Origin of the sequence: Acinetobacter sp. TYF_19, from assembly GCF_043105125.1 — a bacterium.
In the GTDB taxonomy this organism is placed as follows: domain Bacteria; phylum Pseudomonadota; class Gammaproteobacteria; order Pseudomonadales; family Moraxellaceae; genus Acinetobacter; species Acinetobacter johnsonii.
Genome location: NZ_JBICLH010000088.1, coordinates 61,875 through 78,349 on the forward strand (window position 1 = coordinate 61,875; position 16,475 = coordinate 78,349).

General features: G+C 43.1%; 13 protein-coding genes and 1 tRNA gene. 7 read left to right on the top strand and 7 right to left on the bottom strand.

Annotated features, from left to right (window positions below; all coding sequences use genetic code 11):
* Positions 1-25 precede the first annotated feature (25 nt).
* The 3 genes from glnE to ACF8FD_RS15745 all read right to left on the bottom strand — a co-directional run bounded on the left by glnE (position 26) and on the right by ACF8FD_RS15745 (position 4,564).
* Positions 26-2,770 (bottom strand): bifunctional [glutamate--ammonia ligase]-adenylyl-L-tyrosine phosphorylase/[glutamate--ammonia-ligase] adenylyltransferase, encoded by a 2,745-nt coding sequence (glnE, locus tag ACF8FD_RS15735; RefSeq protein ID WP_392453566.1) that lies wholly within the window; start codon positions 2,768-2,770, stop codon positions 26-28.
* 81 nt (positions 2,771-2,851) lie between these two features.
* On the bottom strand, positions 2,852-4,120 hold the full coding sequence (locus ACF8FD_RS15740) for a sensor histidine kinase (RefSeq protein WP_392453567.1): 1,269 nt from the start codon (positions 4,118-4,120) through the stop codon (positions 2,852-2,854).
* Between the two features lie 357 nt (positions 4,121-4,477).
* Positions 4,478-4,564 (bottom strand) — tRNA-Leu (locus tag ACF8FD_RS15745).
* A gap of 184 nt (positions 4,565-4,748) precedes the next feature.
* Here ACF8FD_RS15745 and queA point away from each other — a divergent pair.
* The 7 genes from queA (at position 4,749) to secF (ending at position 12,241) form a co-directional block, all read left to right on the top strand.
* Positions 4,749-5,789: a tRNA preQ1(34) S-adenosylmethionine ribosyltransferase-isomerase QueA gene (gene queA / locus ACF8FD_RS15750; protein WP_234304495.1), complete on the top strand. Its 1,041-nt coding sequence runs from the start codon at positions 4,749-4,751 to the stop codon at positions 5,787-5,789.
* 9 nt (positions 5,790-5,798) lie between these two features.
* Positions 5,799-6,827 (top strand): hypothetical protein, encoded by a 1,029-nt coding sequence (locus tag ACF8FD_RS15755; protein ID WP_234304494.1) that lies wholly within the window; start codon positions 5,799-5,801, stop codon positions 6,825-6,827.
* A 25-nt stretch (positions 6,828-6,852) separates the two neighbouring features.
* Positions 6,853-7,422, top strand: a complete 570-nt coding sequence (locus ACF8FD_RS15760) for a LemA family protein (RefSeq protein ID WP_234304493.1) — start codon at positions 6,853-6,855, stop codon at positions 7,420-7,422.
* Between the two features lie 314 nt (positions 7,423-7,736).
* Entirely contained in the window at positions 7,737-8,867 is a 1,131-nt protein-coding gene (gene tgt / locus ACF8FD_RS15765) for a tRNA guanosine(34) transglycosylase Tgt (protein WP_234304492.1), read from the top strand.
* A 104-nt stretch (positions 8,868-8,971) separates the two neighbouring features.
* Positions 8,972-9,301 carry a preprotein translocase subunit YajC gene (yajC, locus tag ACF8FD_RS15770; protein ID WP_004697692.1) on the top strand — a complete coding sequence of 110 codons (330 nt, stop codon included), beginning with the start codon at positions 8,972-8,974 and terminating at the stop codon, positions 9,299-9,301.
* Between the two features lie 55 nt (positions 9,302-9,356).
* Positions 9,357-11,258: a protein translocase subunit SecD gene (gene secD, locus ACF8FD_RS15775; RefSeq protein ID WP_058870295.1), complete on the top strand. Its 1,902-nt coding sequence runs from the start codon at positions 9,357-9,359 to the stop codon at positions 11,256-11,258.
* Between the two features lie 8 nt (positions 11,259-11,266).
* Positions 11,267-12,241, top strand: coding sequence for a protein translocase subunit SecF (gene secF, locus ACF8FD_RS15780; protein ID WP_234304491.1), 975 nt, complete (start codon positions 11,267-11,269; stop codon positions 12,239-12,241).
* A gap of 31 nt (positions 12,242-12,272) precedes the next feature.
* On the opposite strand, the gene ACF8FD_RS15785 is transcribed toward secF, so the two are convergent.
* The 4 genes from ACF8FD_RS15785 to ACF8FD_RS15800 form a co-directional block, all read right to left on the bottom strand.
* Positions 12,273-12,947, bottom strand: a complete 675-nt coding sequence (locus ACF8FD_RS15785) for a 4'-phosphopantetheinyl transferase superfamily protein (protein ID WP_171519361.1) — start codon at positions 12,945-12,947, stop codon at positions 12,273-12,275.
* 90 nt (positions 12,948-13,037) lie between these two features.
* Entirely contained in the window at positions 13,038-14,447 is a 1,410-nt protein-coding gene (der, locus tag ACF8FD_RS15790; RefSeq protein ID WP_004697684.1) for a ribosome biogenesis GTPase Der, read from the bottom strand.
* 168 nt (positions 14,448-14,615) lie between these two features.
* Positions 14,616-15,761 carry an outer membrane protein assembly factor BamB gene (bamB, locus tag ACF8FD_RS15795; protein WP_058870298.1) on the bottom strand — a complete coding sequence of 382 codons (1,146 nt, stop codon included), beginning with the start codon at positions 15,759-15,761 and terminating at the stop codon, positions 14,616-14,618.
* Positions 15,758-16,456, bottom strand: a complete 699-nt coding sequence (locus tag ACF8FD_RS15800; RefSeq protein WP_234304490.1) for a tetratricopeptide repeat protein — start codon at positions 16,454-16,456, stop codon at positions 15,758-15,760. The genes bamB and ACF8FD_RS15800 overlap by 4 nt, the downstream gene beginning before the upstream one ends.
* Positions 16,457-16,475: the final 19 nt, after the last annotated feature.

A 16,475-nucleotide genomic window follows, 5' to 3' on the forward strand; every position in this document is an offset into this window, starting at 1 on the left:
CTCCAAATTTATATACACAGTCATGTTACCCAATGCTCACGATTGAGCTTGGATCAATTAATCTTTGCCATAATTTGCAAACGATCACTCGGGTATCGCGCCAGTCCGCAGCATTTACTTGCATGGATTGATTCGCAAGGGCTAAACGGTGGCTCTCGGCTCGTTCACTGAGATAAGCTTGAATCAATGCAGTCGCATCGTCACTGGATAAGCAACTGGCTTTTGCGGCATCTTCAAGGATTCGTACATTGTCGGAATAATGGGCAAGATCTGGATGAGATCCACTCCATGCCAACACAGCATACTGTGCCATAAATTCGATATCGACGATACCACCTGCGTCTTGTTTTAAATGAAAAATTCCATCTTTTTGTTGTTCTTTAGAAGAACCCAAATGGTCTTTCATTTTTTGACGCATCTTCAGCACTTCTGCGCGTACATTTTCTTCATCTCGTGGCTGCGTCAAAATCCGACAGCGCAATGCTTCAAACTTATCACGCAAACTTGGCTCACCCGCAATCGAACGAGCACGCACCAATGCTTGATGCTCCCAGACCCATGCATTTTTCAACTGATATTGCTCAAAGGCTTTTAAACTGGTGACCAACACCCCCGCTTCACCCGATGGGCGTAAGCGTGTATCGATTTCATAAACCCGACCATCGAGGGTCTGCGTGGTCATCAACGACATAAATTTCTGTGCAACACGCATTGCAAACTCGAATCCACTGATTGACTTCAACCCATCAGTATCGGCTTGCTCATCCATATAATGAATAAAGACCAGATCTAAGTCCGAGCCATAACCCAGCTCAATCCCACCAACTTTGCCATAACCTACAACAGCAAATGCCAAATGATCGATCGAACAGCGCTGTCCTTCAACATCGAGCGGATAACCATGCTTTTTTGCCGTCATTTGATAGGCTAAATTTAAAGTTGTACTGACCGAAACTTCTGCAATATCGGTCAAAGCATCGGATACTTTCATCAACGGACTTTCAGCCAAAACATCACTAGCCGCAACTGCCAAAACATTGGATTTTTTAAATAGGCGCAGCACACGCATCAAATCCTCAACGTCATCAAGCTCAATGCGAAGCAACTGTTGACGCAACGAATCTTCCAAATCTTGACGGCGCGGCAGTTCAAAGTCCATGGACAAAAATTCATCCAAGAGCACTGGATAATGGGTCAATTCTTCACAAATCCATGGACTTACGGTTGCCATTTTCACCAAGCGCTGTAACGCCCCTTTACTCTCAATCAACATGACCAAATATACGGTGCGCCGCATCACAGACTCGACCAAAGGCATGAGGCGAAGCAACGCGGCTTGCGGCTTATCTGACTGTAAAATCGCTTCAATCAAATGCGGCCAAAACATTTTTAAACGCTGCACCGCTTTTGCAGGCAGTTTTTTCAGCGCATGACCATTCCAAAATTCATGAATGAGGTTTTTTGCATTCGCATCCAACACCTCATTTAAACGCGCTTCTAACTGACTAAAGCTTTCTACGAAAGGGTCATGTTCTTTTTCTTTAATTAAATGCTCAAACTGGTAAATGACTTTGGCGCGCTTTTGGTTTAAGTGCTCAATAAATGCATCCCAACTGACAAAACCCAAGGTGTCAATCATCCTTTGTCTAAGTTCTGGTTCCGATGGCAAAGACTGGGTTTGTTGATCATTTAGAGCTTGAATTGCATGTTCTACACGGCGCAGAAATAAGTAGGCATCTTCCAGCTCACTGACTGCTTGCCCATCCAATAAACCCACTTCACCCAAATGATGTAAGCTGACTAAACATTGACGGTCTTGTAATTCTAACTTTGCCCCACCATAAATTAGCTGAAACACCTGTACAATAAATTCGACTTCACGGATACCGCCCGCACCTAACTTAATATCATCTTCGATATTACGGCGTAATACTTCACGCTCAATCATGGCTTTCATTTCGCGCATGGCTTCAAAAGCGGTGTAATCGACATACTTACGGAACACGAAAGGACGAGTCATGTCCAACAACTCATCCCCCTCTTTGCCCCCCGTCACAATCCGCGCCTTAATCCACGCATAGCGCTCCCACTCGCGCCCATGCTGGCTTAAATACTTCTCCAGCGCAGCATGACTAATGGCCAGTGCAGAACCATCGCCCCAAGGACGTAAGCGCATATCCACACGGAATACAAAACCATCAGCCGTGATATGGTCCAACAAGTAAATGAGTTTCTGACCCCACAAAATGCAAAACTGTTGTACGTCGATGCATTTACGACCATCAGTTTCACCTTGCTCATCAAAAGCAAAAATCAAGTCGATATCACTGGACAGGTTCAACTCTTGTGCGCCAAGCTTCCCCATCGCAACCACAATTAAATCTTGAATTTTATGGTTATAGCCCACAGGCTGACCATGTTTAGCCACCAATGGCGCTAAGGCAAACGCTTTTGCCACACAAATGGCTGCATCGGCAAAATCAGATAACTCACGCGTTAGCGTCATCACATCGATCAATTGATTGGCATCCTGCCAAATCCAGCGAAACATTAAACGCGCACGTAAAATTCGGATGGTGCTCATCCACGTGATTTCATCACTGATGTCTTTTAAGGTGTTTTGAACGACATCGAAAATTTGTTCGGTGGTCAATGGCTGAGAAAATTGATCAATTGCATAATCTTGTTCAAGATAAACCTGATGTATAGATAGGACTTGTTCCGCATATTGACTTGCGCGCAATGTCTTTTGCAATTGCTCAGCATTCATGATCGACTCTTTCGGATTGTTTTGGTTATTTATAACAGCAGATCATGAGATTAGGCGAATTATTTTATAAGAAAAGTATGATTATTCACTAAATTCTTGTTGGGATGCCTCGAGTGACAATGCTTGATGTGCGCTGTTCGAACGGGGCAGGCTGACGATAAAAGTTGAACCGACACCTTCTTTCGATGTGACTGAAATTTCACCTTTATTCAAATCAACAAAACGCTTACACAACACCAGACCTAGCCCCGTACCTTTCTCCCCAGCTGTCCCCTTAAAACTAACAGTTAGTTTCGGTTCAAACAAAGATTCGATTTGCCCCAAGGTCATACCTAGACCCGTATCTTGAATGTAGATATCGATAAAATCATCACGCTGTTTGGCATCAATCGTCACAACACCTTCGCCATGCATATGGGTAAATTTCAGCGCATTTGAGACCAAGTTTTGGATCACTGAGGTCACCATATTGATATCTGCAAAAATTTTTAAATCATCGGGGACACGGTCAATCAGTTGAATATTTTTATTGATAGCCAACGCATGCAACACATCAAAAACGATTTGAGAGGACTGCTTAAGCTTGTAATGGATGGGGTGATAAACAAAGCGCCCACCCTCTGCCATCGCCCAATTCAGTAGGCTCTCTAACAAGCTATAAGCCGATTGCGCGGTATCATGCAGATAATCTGCAATGCTTTGCACACCAGACTCATCCAAACTTTTGCGCTCTTCAGCCAACACTTCCGAGAAACCAATTAAGCCATGAAAAGGCGCCCTTAAGTCATGTGCAATAATTTGGAAAAATTTGGTTTTACTGACATTCATAGCCACTTGTTGTTCATACAACTCTTTGAGCTCGGCATTTTCCATACGCAAATGCAGCAGATTAAGAAACCCAGAGGCCAGTTCATAGACATTTTCTACAGCATCTTGCGTAAAAGCTTCCAACTGCTCATCAAAGAAAATCACTTGCCCTACAGATTTATCCGATGCCTTTAAATCCAATGCGATGATACGGCGATGCTCAAAGCCTAGAGCACTCACCTGCTGAGAAAGATGATGATAATGGCGATGTAAGGTATCAATCGTGCTATCCCCTTCAAAATGAGTAGCAAAATTGGCTGCAGCGGGTAACTGAAAAGCATTGAATGCGTGTTTGCCCGCATACCAACTATAAGGTTCATTGCTAAACGTTAAAATTGCGGCATGTGCACCTAAAATTTTTCGCGCAAATTTGAGAAAGCTCTTAATTTTATTGTCATTACTGTTCACGCCCAACAATAAAGATAAGTGACAAGCACTTAACTGTTCTGTATCAGACCCGATATCTAGCAATTGAATACCCATTTCTGCCTCATCTTTGTGATTTTCGGCACAAACCTATTATTTACTTGTATTTATTAGCAAATTTTCAACATTAAAACAATATAAAAATACAACAATACAAGCGTGGCATTTAACAAAAAAATTAATTATTTCAGAATTTTATCTTGTGACTACTTTCTCTTTTTGAAAACTCGTTATTTATCAGAAGGATTAAAACAAAATTTTGAGTTCATCATATGAAGACATAATTAAGCAAACCCACACCAAACATTCAATTGCTCTAAGCCATCTGTAATGTTTTATGGTGATTTGATTCAAATCTTAAATTTCAGGCAATAAAAAACCCAAGACTGAATATGCTTGGGTTTTTTAATATCTTGGTCCCGAGGGTCGGACTCGAACCGACACGTCATCTCTGACAGCGGATTTTGAGTCCGCCGCGTCTACCAATTTCACCACCTCGGGAAGGTGTTGATGCGTATATTAAACTTTTTGAAAAACTTGTCAACGTAAGTTGGTGATGACTGGCTATTTTTAAGTCATATTTGATTTTTTAGCTTTATATTTGTGCAATTTCAGCGTTTTTCTGCAAAAACGCATATACTAAGCGCAATTTTGACCTCCCTTATTTTGACGCTGCTTTCCCATCATGCAACTTTCTGATTTTAATTTCGACCTCCCTGATGAACTCATTGCCCGTTATCCTTTAGACACACGCAGTGCTTCTCGACTATTACACCTCGATGCTCAAGGTCAGCATCATGACTTTCAATTCACCGACATTTTAGATTTGCTCGATGCAGGTGATTTACTGGTCTTAAATGACACCAAAGTGATGAAAGCACGCCTCAAAGGCAAACGTGCCAGCGGTGGAGCTGTCGAGGTTCTGGTAGAACGCATGCAAGATGGATTTATTGCACACTGCCACATCAAAGCTAGTAACACACCCAAAGCAGGCGCTGAGCTCTTTATTGGCCCAGATGCCGTTAAAGTCACGGTACTAGGTCGTCATGAAAATTTATTTATTGTGGAGTTTTCCCAGCCAATTTTAACGGTGCTGGATTTATACGGACAACTTCCGATCCCTCCCTACTTCAACCGTGAAGCTGAAGCCATTGATACCGAGCGTTATCAAACAGTATTTAATGATCCAACCAAGTTAGCCAGTGTCGCTGCACCTACCGCAAGCTTACACTTCGACCAAAAGCTGTTGGATCAACTTGAAGCCAAAGGTATTCAGAAAACTTTTGTCACTTTACACGTGGGTGCTGGTACCTTTATGCCTGTACGTACCGATGACATTGCCAATCACATTATGCATAGTGAATGGTGTGATGTTCCTGAGCATTCAGTTGAGCTTATTCGTCAAACCAAAGCGCGTGGTAATAAAGTCATTTCTGTCGGAACGACAGCGACACGTGCGGTTGAAAGTGCAGCGCAGGCACATGATGGTGAACTGAAAGCTTGGACTGGAGACACCCAAATTTTTATCTACCCAGGTTATGAGTTCAAAGTGGTGGATCGTCTTATCACCAACTTCCATCTGCCTGAATCGACCCTCTTGATGTTGGTTTCAGCGCTGTCAAATCGTGATAATATTTTGGCAGCTTATCAACATGCGGTAGCCAACCAGTATCGCTTCTTTAGTTATGGCGATGCCATGTTAGTTGACCAACTTCAACCCAAATAAGAACCTCACATGCCTATCGATACGATCAAACATTCCATTCATATTCGACGTAAAAAGAATAAAATTGTGTTTGATAATATCGACAGGCTTTGGGACATCGGCCGAGGGGCAGATTCCGTACAAGATATTCTTGACCGACTGCACCCTTGGAACGCCCCGATTACTCTGAAATTTGAAAATGTGCTGCCTATTCTACTTGGAATAGTCGGCATTTTTTTTATTTTGCCAGTGTTCTTTGCCGGAGAGCACATTTGGACCTTATTCAGCTTTTTATTCGGCTTAGGCTGTCTGCTTTGGGCCTATTTAAGTTATGAGCAAGATGATCCGCTTGAAGAGATCACCGACTATCTCGAAAAACAAATTATTCATAAAAAATACCAGCTCAACGAGTTTAGCCCTCCGCAGCATATTGGCGTGGCCCTACAACCTGCATTTTTTATTGCCCATCTCAAACAGCTGTTTCCAATTTTTAATCAAGGCACCATCAGCAATGATATCCCTTATTACGCCAGTACCACTTGGCAGGATGAAGCAGGACAACAACATCAGGTTTTGCTGTTTCAATACCACTTTGTCGATGAAATTCGCGTGCGTGATAAAGATGGCAATGAGTTAAAAGTTAAAGAAGTGCATAAAGACTTATGGGGATGTTTTGTCTTTGAGGTACCCACGCAAGGACTCGCGATTACCGCATACAATAAAAAATTCTATTACCCTTATAGTTTTCCATGGCATAGCAGTGATATTCAGATTAACCAAAAACTCAAATTTTTTGGTACTGACCAAATGCAGATGGCCAAACTTCTCTCCCCTGCATTTGTACTGCGTACTGCCGATTTTTTCCGTTCACGTGAAGGCGATTTACTTTTTCATCCTGAAAAAAATATCTTGTGCTATATCAGCCCACAGAACCTGTTTGAAATATCCAGCAAAGCAAAAAAAATCAATGACATTTCGACATTACGTGGACACTTACGCACTTTTAAATTACCTTATCTAGAGCGCTTAGAATCTGATCTAACACAATTTTTAAAATAATGACATTTTGCCATTTGAGGAGTGTATGGGGCTATTGATTTTCTTCTTGATTATTATTGCAATCGTGTTTGGCGTGATCGTCATTCGCAATAATATTGTGCGACACCACAATGCAACCATTCGCGCATGGTCGGATGTAGCAACCTATGAGCGTCAAAAAATAAAAATTCTAGATGGTTTAGAGCCACTGGTCGAACAATACTCCAACTTTGAAAAAGGCACCTTGGAAAAAGTTACTGAGCTCCGTCAGAACATTCTCAACCTGAACTTAAACAATACAGATGTCAATCAGCTACAGCGTATCGAAGCATTAAACCAAGAGCTGATGCGTAGCCTCAATGTTGTGGTTGAAAACTACCCTGAACTCAAAGCCAATGATATTTATCTAAAGATGATGAATGAAATTGAAGAGCAAAACGAAAATGTCGGTGCTGCGATCAGCATCTTTAACCGCAATGTCGAACTGTTTAACAACCACATTCAAATCTTTCCCAACAACATTGTAAACACCATGACTGTCGGTAAAAAAGCTGTGCGTCCATTCCGTGACGCTGCTGCGCTGCAAAATTTTGATTACCGCCCCAATTTCAACTAAAAGATCGCTTTTACACAAATAACACATCTAAGGCACTCAAAATGAGTGTCTTTTTTAATATCTACATTTACTTCACTTCTGGCACCTATCGCTTGCTATGCCACGGCAATTCATCTCTCACTCTCCCCAACATACTCAAATCAAAACCGTTGTCACCGCACACAATTTCGTACAGAAGAGCTTTGCGTTAAAAGTGTTACAACACTGGTGTTTATTTGCATAATCAAGGAAAATAGCCTCCTTTTAGCGGCGAACTGTTTTTTCGCTCTTGCACTGCAAGCAGAGCAGTGCTTTGCTCTTGTTCAGGATATTTTATGAAGTTTGAAAAATTAGGTCAGTCGGGTCGCGCCCGTCGTGGTCGTTTAACTTTAGAGCACGGTGTGGTTGAAACCCCAGTGTTCATGCCTGTCGGTACTTATGGTACGGTTAAAGGCATGCTCCCGCGTGATATTGAAGACATCAAAGCGCAAATTATTTTAGGTAACACCTTCCATCTTTACCTACGCCCTGGCCTTGAAGTGATTAAAGAGCACGGCGGTCTGCATAAATTCATGAAGTGGGATAAGCCCATTCTGACCGATTCTGGCGGCTTCCAAGTCTTCAGTTTGGGCGCGATGCGTAAAATTAAAGAAGATGGCGTAACGTTCCGCTCTCCAATTGACGGTTCTAAAGTATTTTTGTCTCCTGAAATCTCAATGGAAATCCAACATACATTGAACTCAGACATCGTGATGATTTTTGACGAATGTACGCCTTATCCTGCAACGCATGAAGAAGCGCAAAAGTCGCTACAATTGTCATTGCGTTGGGCAAAGCGTTGTAAGACTCAGCATCATGATGTGCTTGAAAATAAAAATGCGCTATTCGGCATTATTCAAGGCGGTATGTATGAAGACTTACGTGATGAGTCTTTAAAAGGCTTGCTTGAAGTGGGTTTTGACGGTTATGCGATTGGTGGTCTGTCCGTCGGTGAACCGAAAGAAGAAATGATTAAAGTGCTGGATTACCTTCCAGAAAAAATGCCAGCAGACAAACCGCGCTACCTAATGGGCGTGGGTAAACCTGAAGACATCGTAGAAGGCATCCGCCGTGGCGTCGATATGTTTGACTGTGTCATGCCTACACGTAATGCCCGAAATGGACATTATTTTGTGACCGACGGTTTAGTGCGAATCCGTAACAGTAAATACCGTCATGATCAAAGTCCGCTTGATCCACACTGTGACTGTTATACCTGTACAAACTTTACTCGCGCGTACTTATTCCATTTGGAAAAATGTGGCGAGATGCTAGGTTCAATGCTCGGTACTATTCATAACTTACGTTACTACCAACGCTTTACTCAAGACATTCGTGATGCATTGGATAATGATCGCTTTGATGCCTTTGTTGAAGATTTTTATGCACGTCGTGGTTTAGAAGTTCCACCTTGCCCCCAAGATTAATTGTTGTGAGCATTTGCGCTTGGTAAAAAGACAAGGTAAATTGCAGAACAAGTCTATTTATGATCAATTCGTTGGTCACCGTTTTTTTAGTTTAGGAATTTGAAATGAGCCTTTTTATTTCTACAGCTCACGCAGCGGGTGAAGCTGCACAACAACCAAGTATGGTCGCAAACTTATTGATGATTGCTGTTTTTATTGCAATCTTCTATTTCTTAATTTGGCGCCCTCAAGCAAAACGTGCCAAAGAGCACCGCTCTTTGGTTGAAAGTCTTGGCGTAGGCAGCGAAGTGGTATTTGCTGGTGGCTTAATGGGTAAAATCACTAAACTCGAAGGTGACTTTGCAGTGGTTGAACTGAGCCGCGGTGTAGACGTAAAAATTCAACGCGCAAGTGTGATTTCAGTTCTTCCTGAAGGCACATTAAATAACCTTTAATCAAAAAAATTAGTCGTGCATCCGCACGACTTTTTTCATTTTAAGAAGAAAACAAATGCGTTACCCAGCATGGAAATATCTACTGATTCTCGTGGTTTTGACGATCAGTACATTATATGCCCTGCCTAGTTTGTATCCGGATGAGCCTGCGGTTCAAATTTCTGGTGCCAAAGCTGGTACCCAAATTGACCAAAGCATCGTACAAAAAGCAGAGCAGATTTTAAAATCTGAAAGTATCTCAAGCCATGACAACAGTTTTAGCAATAATGCTGCACTGTTACGTCTTGACTCTAGCGAAGCACAATTAAAAGCCAAAGAAGCGTTACGTCGTGGCCTTGGTGATGACTATGTTGTCGCGTTAAACTTGGCGCCAACCACGCCAGAGTGGCTACAAAAAATTGGTGCAAAACCAATGAAGCTCGGTCTGGACTTACGTGGTGGTGTTCACTTCTTATTAGAAGTGGATATGGATAAAGCGATTGCTCAGCGCATGGAAACCTCTGCGACTGATTTACGTCGTCAGTTCCGTGACAACAAAATTAAATTTAACAGCCTTGCATTAAACAACAACACCATTACCGTTCAGTTCGCCAACAACGATGATCGCACTGCGGCTCAAGACTACTTACGTAGCAATGGTAATGAGTTTAATCAGCAAGCGGTCGCAACTGCGACAGGTTCAACCTTACGTTTAACCTATACCGATGTTCGCCGCCAAGAAATTCAATCTTATGCAGTGAACCAAAACTTAACTACTTTACGTAACCGTATTAACGAGTTAGGTGTGGCAGAAGCCTTGGTACAAACACAAGGTAGTAACCGCATCGTGGTTGAGCTTCCAGGTGTTCAAGACACTGCTGAAGCAAAACGTGTCTTGGGTCGTACAGCAAACCTAGAGTTCCGTTTGGTCTCTGACCAAAATGACCAAGTGATTGACCCTTATACGGGCAAGAGCAATGGTCAACCGCTTCCACCAGGAACCGAACTTTTTGCATATCAGTCTTTAGACAGCGGACGTGAATTACTTTTAAACCGTAACCGTATTTTAACGGGTGAACGTGTTCAAAACGCATCAAGTGGCTTTAGCCAAGACACTGGCGGTGCTGAGGTAAACATTACCTTAGACACAGCAGGTGGCAAACTGATGGCCGATGCAACCCGTAATGCGGTGGGTAAGCGTATGGCTGTGTTGTTCATTGAAAATAAACAACGTATTAGCTATATCACCGATCCTGCGACTGGTGCGCAAACCGAAGTCCGTACACCCTATGCAGAGTCTGTCGTGATTAATGCTGCAACTATTCAAGCAGTCCTCGGCTCTCAATTCCGTATTACGGGTCTAGATTCACCTCAAGAAGCGTCTGAACTTGCACTAATGCTACGTGCTGGTGCACTTGCTGCGCCAATGTACTTTGTTGAAGAACGTGTAGTGGGGCCAAGCCTCGGTCAAGAAAACATTGATAAAGGTGTGCTATCAACTCAAATCGGCTTCTTACTAGTCGCGATCTGGATGGTGGTGTTCTTCCGTCTCTTTGGCTTAATTGCTAACTTTGCCTTGGTCTTCAACTTAGCCATGATTCTAACCGTCATGTCTTGGATTGGTGCTTCCCTCACCCTGCCGGGTATTGCGGGTATCGTGATTACCATTGGTATGGCGGTCGATGCCAACGTCTTGATCTGTGAGCGAATACGTGAAGAAATGAAGTGGGGAGCATCACCCAAACAAGCCATTGTGGCGGGTTATGACCGTGCTTATAACACCATTTTCGACTCAAACTTAACCACGTTCTTGGTTGCGTTTATCCTATTTGCTATCGGTACAGGCCCAATTAAAGGCTTCGCTGTGACCTTAATGATCGGTATTATCTGCTCTATGTTTACTGCTATTACAGTAACACGTGCGATTGTACAGCTCATTTATGGCAAAAAACGTAACTTGAAAAAGTTGAGCATATAAGGAGATCGATGATGACTGATGTGACTCAACAAGATTCAAAAAAATACGGCCGTCCAGATGATGAACGTGTGATTGATTTTATGAAGATTGCGCTGCCTGCAGCTATTCTTTCTATTGTCTTAACCATCGGCAGCCTATTCTTTATTTTCACCAAGGGTCTTAACTTAGGTTTGGACTTTACTGGTGGTATTTCTGCCGAATTGAACTATAGCAAACCCGTGAAGTCGGCCGATGTCTCTGCTGCACTGACCAAAGCTGGCTTTCATGACCCTGTGGTACAAACCATTGGTTCAGATCGTGATTTGATTGTGCGTATGCCTGTACAAGAAGACACAGCCGCAGAAGACTTAACCAAAAGCATTACCCAAGCTGTACAGCTACCGGGTAACTCTGCTTCAGTTAACAAAGTTGATGTGGTGGGTGGACAAGTCGGGAATGAACTCTACATTCGCTCAGCGGGTGCTGTGGCTTTAGCGTTACTGCTGATGTTGGTCTACGTAACGATTCGCTTTGAATTCAAACTGGCGATGGGTGCTGTACTGTCTTTGTTCCATGACGTGGTGGTCACCATCGGTATTTTTGCCATGATGCAGTGGCCATTTGACTTAACTGTATTGGCTGCAATTCTGGCTCTGATTGGTTTCTCATTGAATGACAACATTGTCGTTTCGGATCGTATTCGTGAAAACTTCCGTAAGATTCGTGGCGCTTCGCCTTTAGAGATCGTCAACATCGCTTTAACTGAGACCCTACGTCGTACCATTCACACCTCAATGACTTTATTGTTGGTGGTGATCTCGATGATGATCCTCGGTGGTGATGGCCTTAAATGGTTCTCCGTTGCAATGTTTGTGGGCGTCTTTGTGGGTACCTACTCTTCAATCTACATCGGTACAGCTTTTGCTTTATGGCGTGGCTTAAACCGTCAAGACTTCATTGTTCAAGTGAAGCCTGAGTTTGAAGAAGAAAATGAAATTCCATAAATGCACACCATAGTGTGAAAAAGAAAGCCTCTCAATCGAGAGGCTTTTTTATGTCGGTGAGAAGGTGTTGTACCAGCTCAATCTGAGGCAACGCATAGCCACGGCAGGACTGTTCTGCCCGCCAAGCCACGGTCAACATCACATCTCCCAACTCAAAATTTTGATAGGCAAAACTCCCAATCAGCGGATGACTACACATGCCGCCATTATGCGTTGGATGTGCTTGAGTGTTCAGTTCATTTAAGTTTAAACGAATGCCTAAACCCGAGGCTTTAAGCACCGCTTCTTTGGTGGTCCAGACCTTAAACCAGTATGCTTTGTCCTGATCAAACTCGTGCCACACGCGAAGTTCCTCTACGTGAAAAGCATGTTTAGCCAAAGCCTCAAAGCGTACTTTTCGGCTTAATTCTTCCACGTCCACGCCTAAATCTTGCATCCACTCACTGGTAGCTAAAGCATAGTAATCTTGGCTGTGACTATGATTAAAATGAAAGGAAGGCTGATCAAGCAAATAAGGTTTACCTGTCTCACTCAACGCAATGGAGTGATCATCCACAATCATCTGCCGTTGTTCGGATAAGCATTGATTGCGATATTGATAAATGGCTTGTTTTCGCTGTGCAATTTGCTCAACACGTGACAGGTTGTGATCCACCAGCACAATGTCCTCAATCTTTTTCAGCTCAACACGTATTGTCCTTGCCACTTTGCCTTCCTATCATAGTTTCATTCATCATAAAATAAAAAAGCCCAAAGATCACTTTGGGCTTTTCAGCATCAAAACCTTAATGCCTGATTAGCGTTTGAATTTCTTCTCAGCTTTCTTAAATTTCTGAACATAACGACGCTTACGCGCTGCTGTACGTTCATCCACCTGTGATTTACGTCCTTCAAATGGGTTTTCAGAGGTTTTAAACTCAATACGTACTGGCGTACCTTCAAGTTTGTACACTTTACGGAATACGTTTTCTAAATAACGACGATAATCCGCAGGCGTTTTATCAACTTTGTTACCATGCACCACAATCGTAGGTGGATTTTGTCCACCCATATGGGCATAACGCATTTTAATACGGCGACCACCGACCATTGGCGGTTGGTGCGCATCCGTAGCATCACTTAAAATTTGTGTGATTTTTGCAGGAGAAACTTTCAAATGTGACGAATCATAAGCACGGTGAATCGATGGATATAGATCCCCCACACCCGTACCATGCAATGCAGAAATCAAATGCACTTTCGCCCAAGGAATAAAGTCAAAGCGACGATCAACATCCAACTTACATTGTTTGCGATCATACTCAGACATATTGTCCCATTTGTTAATCGCGATCACCATCGCACGGCCCGCTTCAAGCGCGTAACCAATCAAATGTAGATCTTGCTCAACCACACCTTCACGTGCATCAAGAACAACCACAATGACATGGGCATCTTTAATCGCCTGTAGCGTTTTCACAATTGAGAACTTCTCAATCATTTCATCGACTTTACCTTTACGGCGCACACCCGCAGTATCGATTAAGGTGTACTGACGGCCATCACGTTCATACGGGATATAGATCGAGTCGCGGGTTGTCCCCGGTTGGTCAAATGCAACTACACGCTCTTCACCCAACAAACGGTTCACTAGCGTCGATTTACCAACGTTTGGACGACCAATAATCGCTAAACGTAAGCCAGTGTTTTTGTCGTGCTCATCTGCATCTTCATCTTCAGGCACACTTGAAAGCACATCTTCAAGCATTTGCTGTACACCACGACCATGGCTCGCAGCCACTTGCATAGGTTCGCCCATACCCAACTTGTAAAATTCAACAAGTGCAGCTTCGGCATGTACACCATCAACTTTATTCGCTACAAGGTAAACTTTCTTACCAAGTGTACGCAGCTCACGCGCAATTTGCTCATCCGATGCGAGCAGGCCTGCGCGTGCATCGACTACGAAGACAATAATATCGGCTTCATTAATGGCTGTTTTAGACTGTTCCGCCATGTAAGAGTCGATACCGCCTTCATTTTCGCCAATACCACCAGTATCAACCACAATGAAAGACTTATTTTGAAATACAGCATCACCATATTTACGGTCACGAGTCAGACCGGCAAAGTCAGCAACAAGCGCGTCTCGGCTTTTGGTGATCTGGTTAAATAGCGTTGATTTTCCGACGTTCGGACGACCAATGAGCGCAATTACGGGTTTCATAGATTAACCTTTATTCAAGATCAGCCAGTGAGACTGGTCTGAACATCAGAAACTGGAAGAAAATTAGGTGAAAAACCTGAATAAAAACTCGGGGTTTTGACTAAGCAAACACCCCGAGGAATTTAAAAAAATACGAATTTCGACTAGTTTAACATAAGTCGAACAGAATTAACGATTCTGCCAAATGCTTAATGCACCCTTTCGTGTCGCAACATAGAGCTGATCATCAATCACACGTAAAGTACGCACTTCTCCAGACGTCTTCGCACGACCGATCAACTCACCTGTCGCAGGGTTCAGCATATGCAATACACCATCTAGATCACCGACAATCAAGTCTTGGCCCAACATCACTGGATTACTCAATTGGCGGTTCAGCAAGCTGTCATTTTCCCAAAGCTTTTGACCCGTGCTAATTTCATAAGCCACTAACTTGCCGTCAGTTTGTGCCACGAATACACCATTACCCACCACTTCAGGGCGCTGCGTACTACTCGAATCTTCACTCCACACCACTTGCTGTGAAGCCAAATCTGTCATGGTCACTTGACCTTGATAGCTGGTCGTAATCAAGTACTGACCTGCCACTACAGGATCACCATCAACATCATTCAAACGTTGAATATCCGAACGACCATCCGACACAGCCACACGGCGCTGCATACGTGGTACGCCAGTGAGCACATCTAAAGCATAGACATAGGCATTAGCTGAAGAAATTAGCACTGTACGCGCATCGACAGGAACAGGCGCTGCATTACCACGTAAGCTAAGTTGTACATTCGGTAAATTATAGGTCCACACTTGCTGACCTGTTGCCAAATCATGCGCAAAAACAGTGCCATCATTACTGACAGAAATGACACGACCAGCTTGAATCAATGATGGTGCAAGAAGTGCACCTGTTAATTGTGCAGTCCATTTTTGCTCACCAGTTGCCTGATCTAAAGCAAACAATTGACCTTTGGCGTTACCTACAATGACATGACCATCGGCAGCTTCAACGCCTGAACTCAAACCGGCTTTAGATACTTCTTTCTGCCATAGTTTTTGTTTGCCTTGATACGCCGTTACGACACCTTTAGGGTCAAGTGCAAAAACTACACCGTTGTCTGCATCTAGGCGTAAACGTAAAGGATCAGCAGTCGAAGTTGAAGACACACTTTGAGAAAATACAGGAGTCAGAGTTTTCGCCTGCGTCAGTTTTGGAAGTGGATTCGGCTTAACTTCTTCTACTTTTCCGCTACTTGCACAACCCGCAAGCGCTAAAGTTAATACGGTTAATGCGCACGAAATTTTGTATTTTCTATTCATTCAGTTTCTTCCGCTGCTGTTTCTATAAGTGGACGTTCGATTTCAGGATCATCAACTAAAATACCAACACTTTCGAGTTTAATTTGTAAAATTTGACGTTCTTGTTTACGTTCAACCAACTGATCCCATGCACTTTGGTAGGCTTTTTTCGCATTATCGATGTCGTTTTTAGCCACATAGACATCACCCAAAGCTTCATCGGCTGTCGCTTTAAAAGCAGGATCTTTTACCAATGCAAGGTTTTTAATCGCATCATCAAACTTCTTTTGTGCCAATTGTGCATACGCTAAACGCAATTTCACAATTTGCACTAAGCCGTCGTCATCCACTTTCGAGTTTTCAACTTTCTTCAACGCTTTTTCAGCACTAGCATAATCCGCTTTGTCATAGGCCAACTTTGCCATCAACAATTGCGTTTGAATGGCCTGCGCCGAATCTGGGGCTTCTTTCACAATTTTGTCCGCAGTTGCAGACAAGGCTGTAAATGCATCGCCTTGCGTTGCACGTGCTTCATCCATCAATTGCTGAACTTTAGCCGTGTTCATTTGGTTCTCGGCCAAAGTTTTCTTCTGCCAGTATTGCCATCCAAAAAAGGCAATCAGCGCAATTAAAATCCCACTAATAATGGCTGAACCATATTTCTTAGTGAAAGACTTTAAACTATCAAGTTGTTCTTCATCACTTAATGCGCTCATGTGACTACCCTTTCCTTAT

Excerpts from the sequence above, each read along its gene's own strand:
- der (WP_004697684.1), bottom strand. The coding sequence starts at position 14,447 with ATGAAACCCGTAATTGCGCTCATTGGTCGTCCGAACGTCGGAAAATCA.
- tgt (WP_234304492.1), top strand. The coding sequence starts at position 7,737 with ATGAAGTTTGAAAAATTAGGTCAGTCGGGTCGCGCCCGTCGTGGTCGT.
- ACF8FD_RS15800 (WP_234304490.1), bottom strand. The coding sequence starts at position 16,456 with ATGAGCGCATTAAGTGATGAAGAACAACTTGATAGTTTAAAGTCTTTC.
- secD (WP_058870295.1), top strand. The coding sequence starts at position 9,357 with ATGCGTTACCCAGCATGGAAATATCTACTGATTCTCGTGGTTTTGACG.
- ACF8FD_RS15755 (WP_234304494.1), top strand. The coding sequence starts at position 5,799 with ATGCCTATCGATACGATCAAACATTCCATTCATATTCGACGTAAAAAG.
- bamB (WP_058870298.1), bottom strand. The coding sequence starts at position 15,761 with ATGAATAGAAAATACAAAATTTCGTGCGCATTAACCGTATTAACTTTA.
- glnE (WP_392453566.1), bottom strand. The coding sequence starts at position 2,770 with ATGAATGCTGAGCAATTGCAAAAGACATTGCGCGCAAGTCAATATGCG.
- yajC (WP_004697692.1), top strand. The coding sequence starts at position 8,972 with ATGAGCCTTTTTATTTCTACAGCTCACGCAGCGGGTGAAGCTGCACAA.
- ACF8FD_RS15740 (WP_392453567.1), bottom strand. The coding sequence starts at position 4,120 with ATGGGTATTCAATTGCTAGATATCGGGTCTGATACAGAACAGTTAAGT.
- queA (WP_234304495.1), top strand. The coding sequence starts at position 4,749 with ATGCAACTTTCTGATTTTAATTTCGACCTCCCTGATGAACTCATTGCC.
- secF (WP_234304491.1), top strand. The coding sequence starts at position 11,267 with ATGATGACTGATGTGACTCAACAAGATTCAAAAAAATACGGCCGTCCA.
- ACF8FD_RS15760 (WP_234304493.1), top strand. The coding sequence starts at position 6,853 with ATGGGGCTATTGATTTTCTTCTTGATTATTATTGCAATCGTGTTTGGC.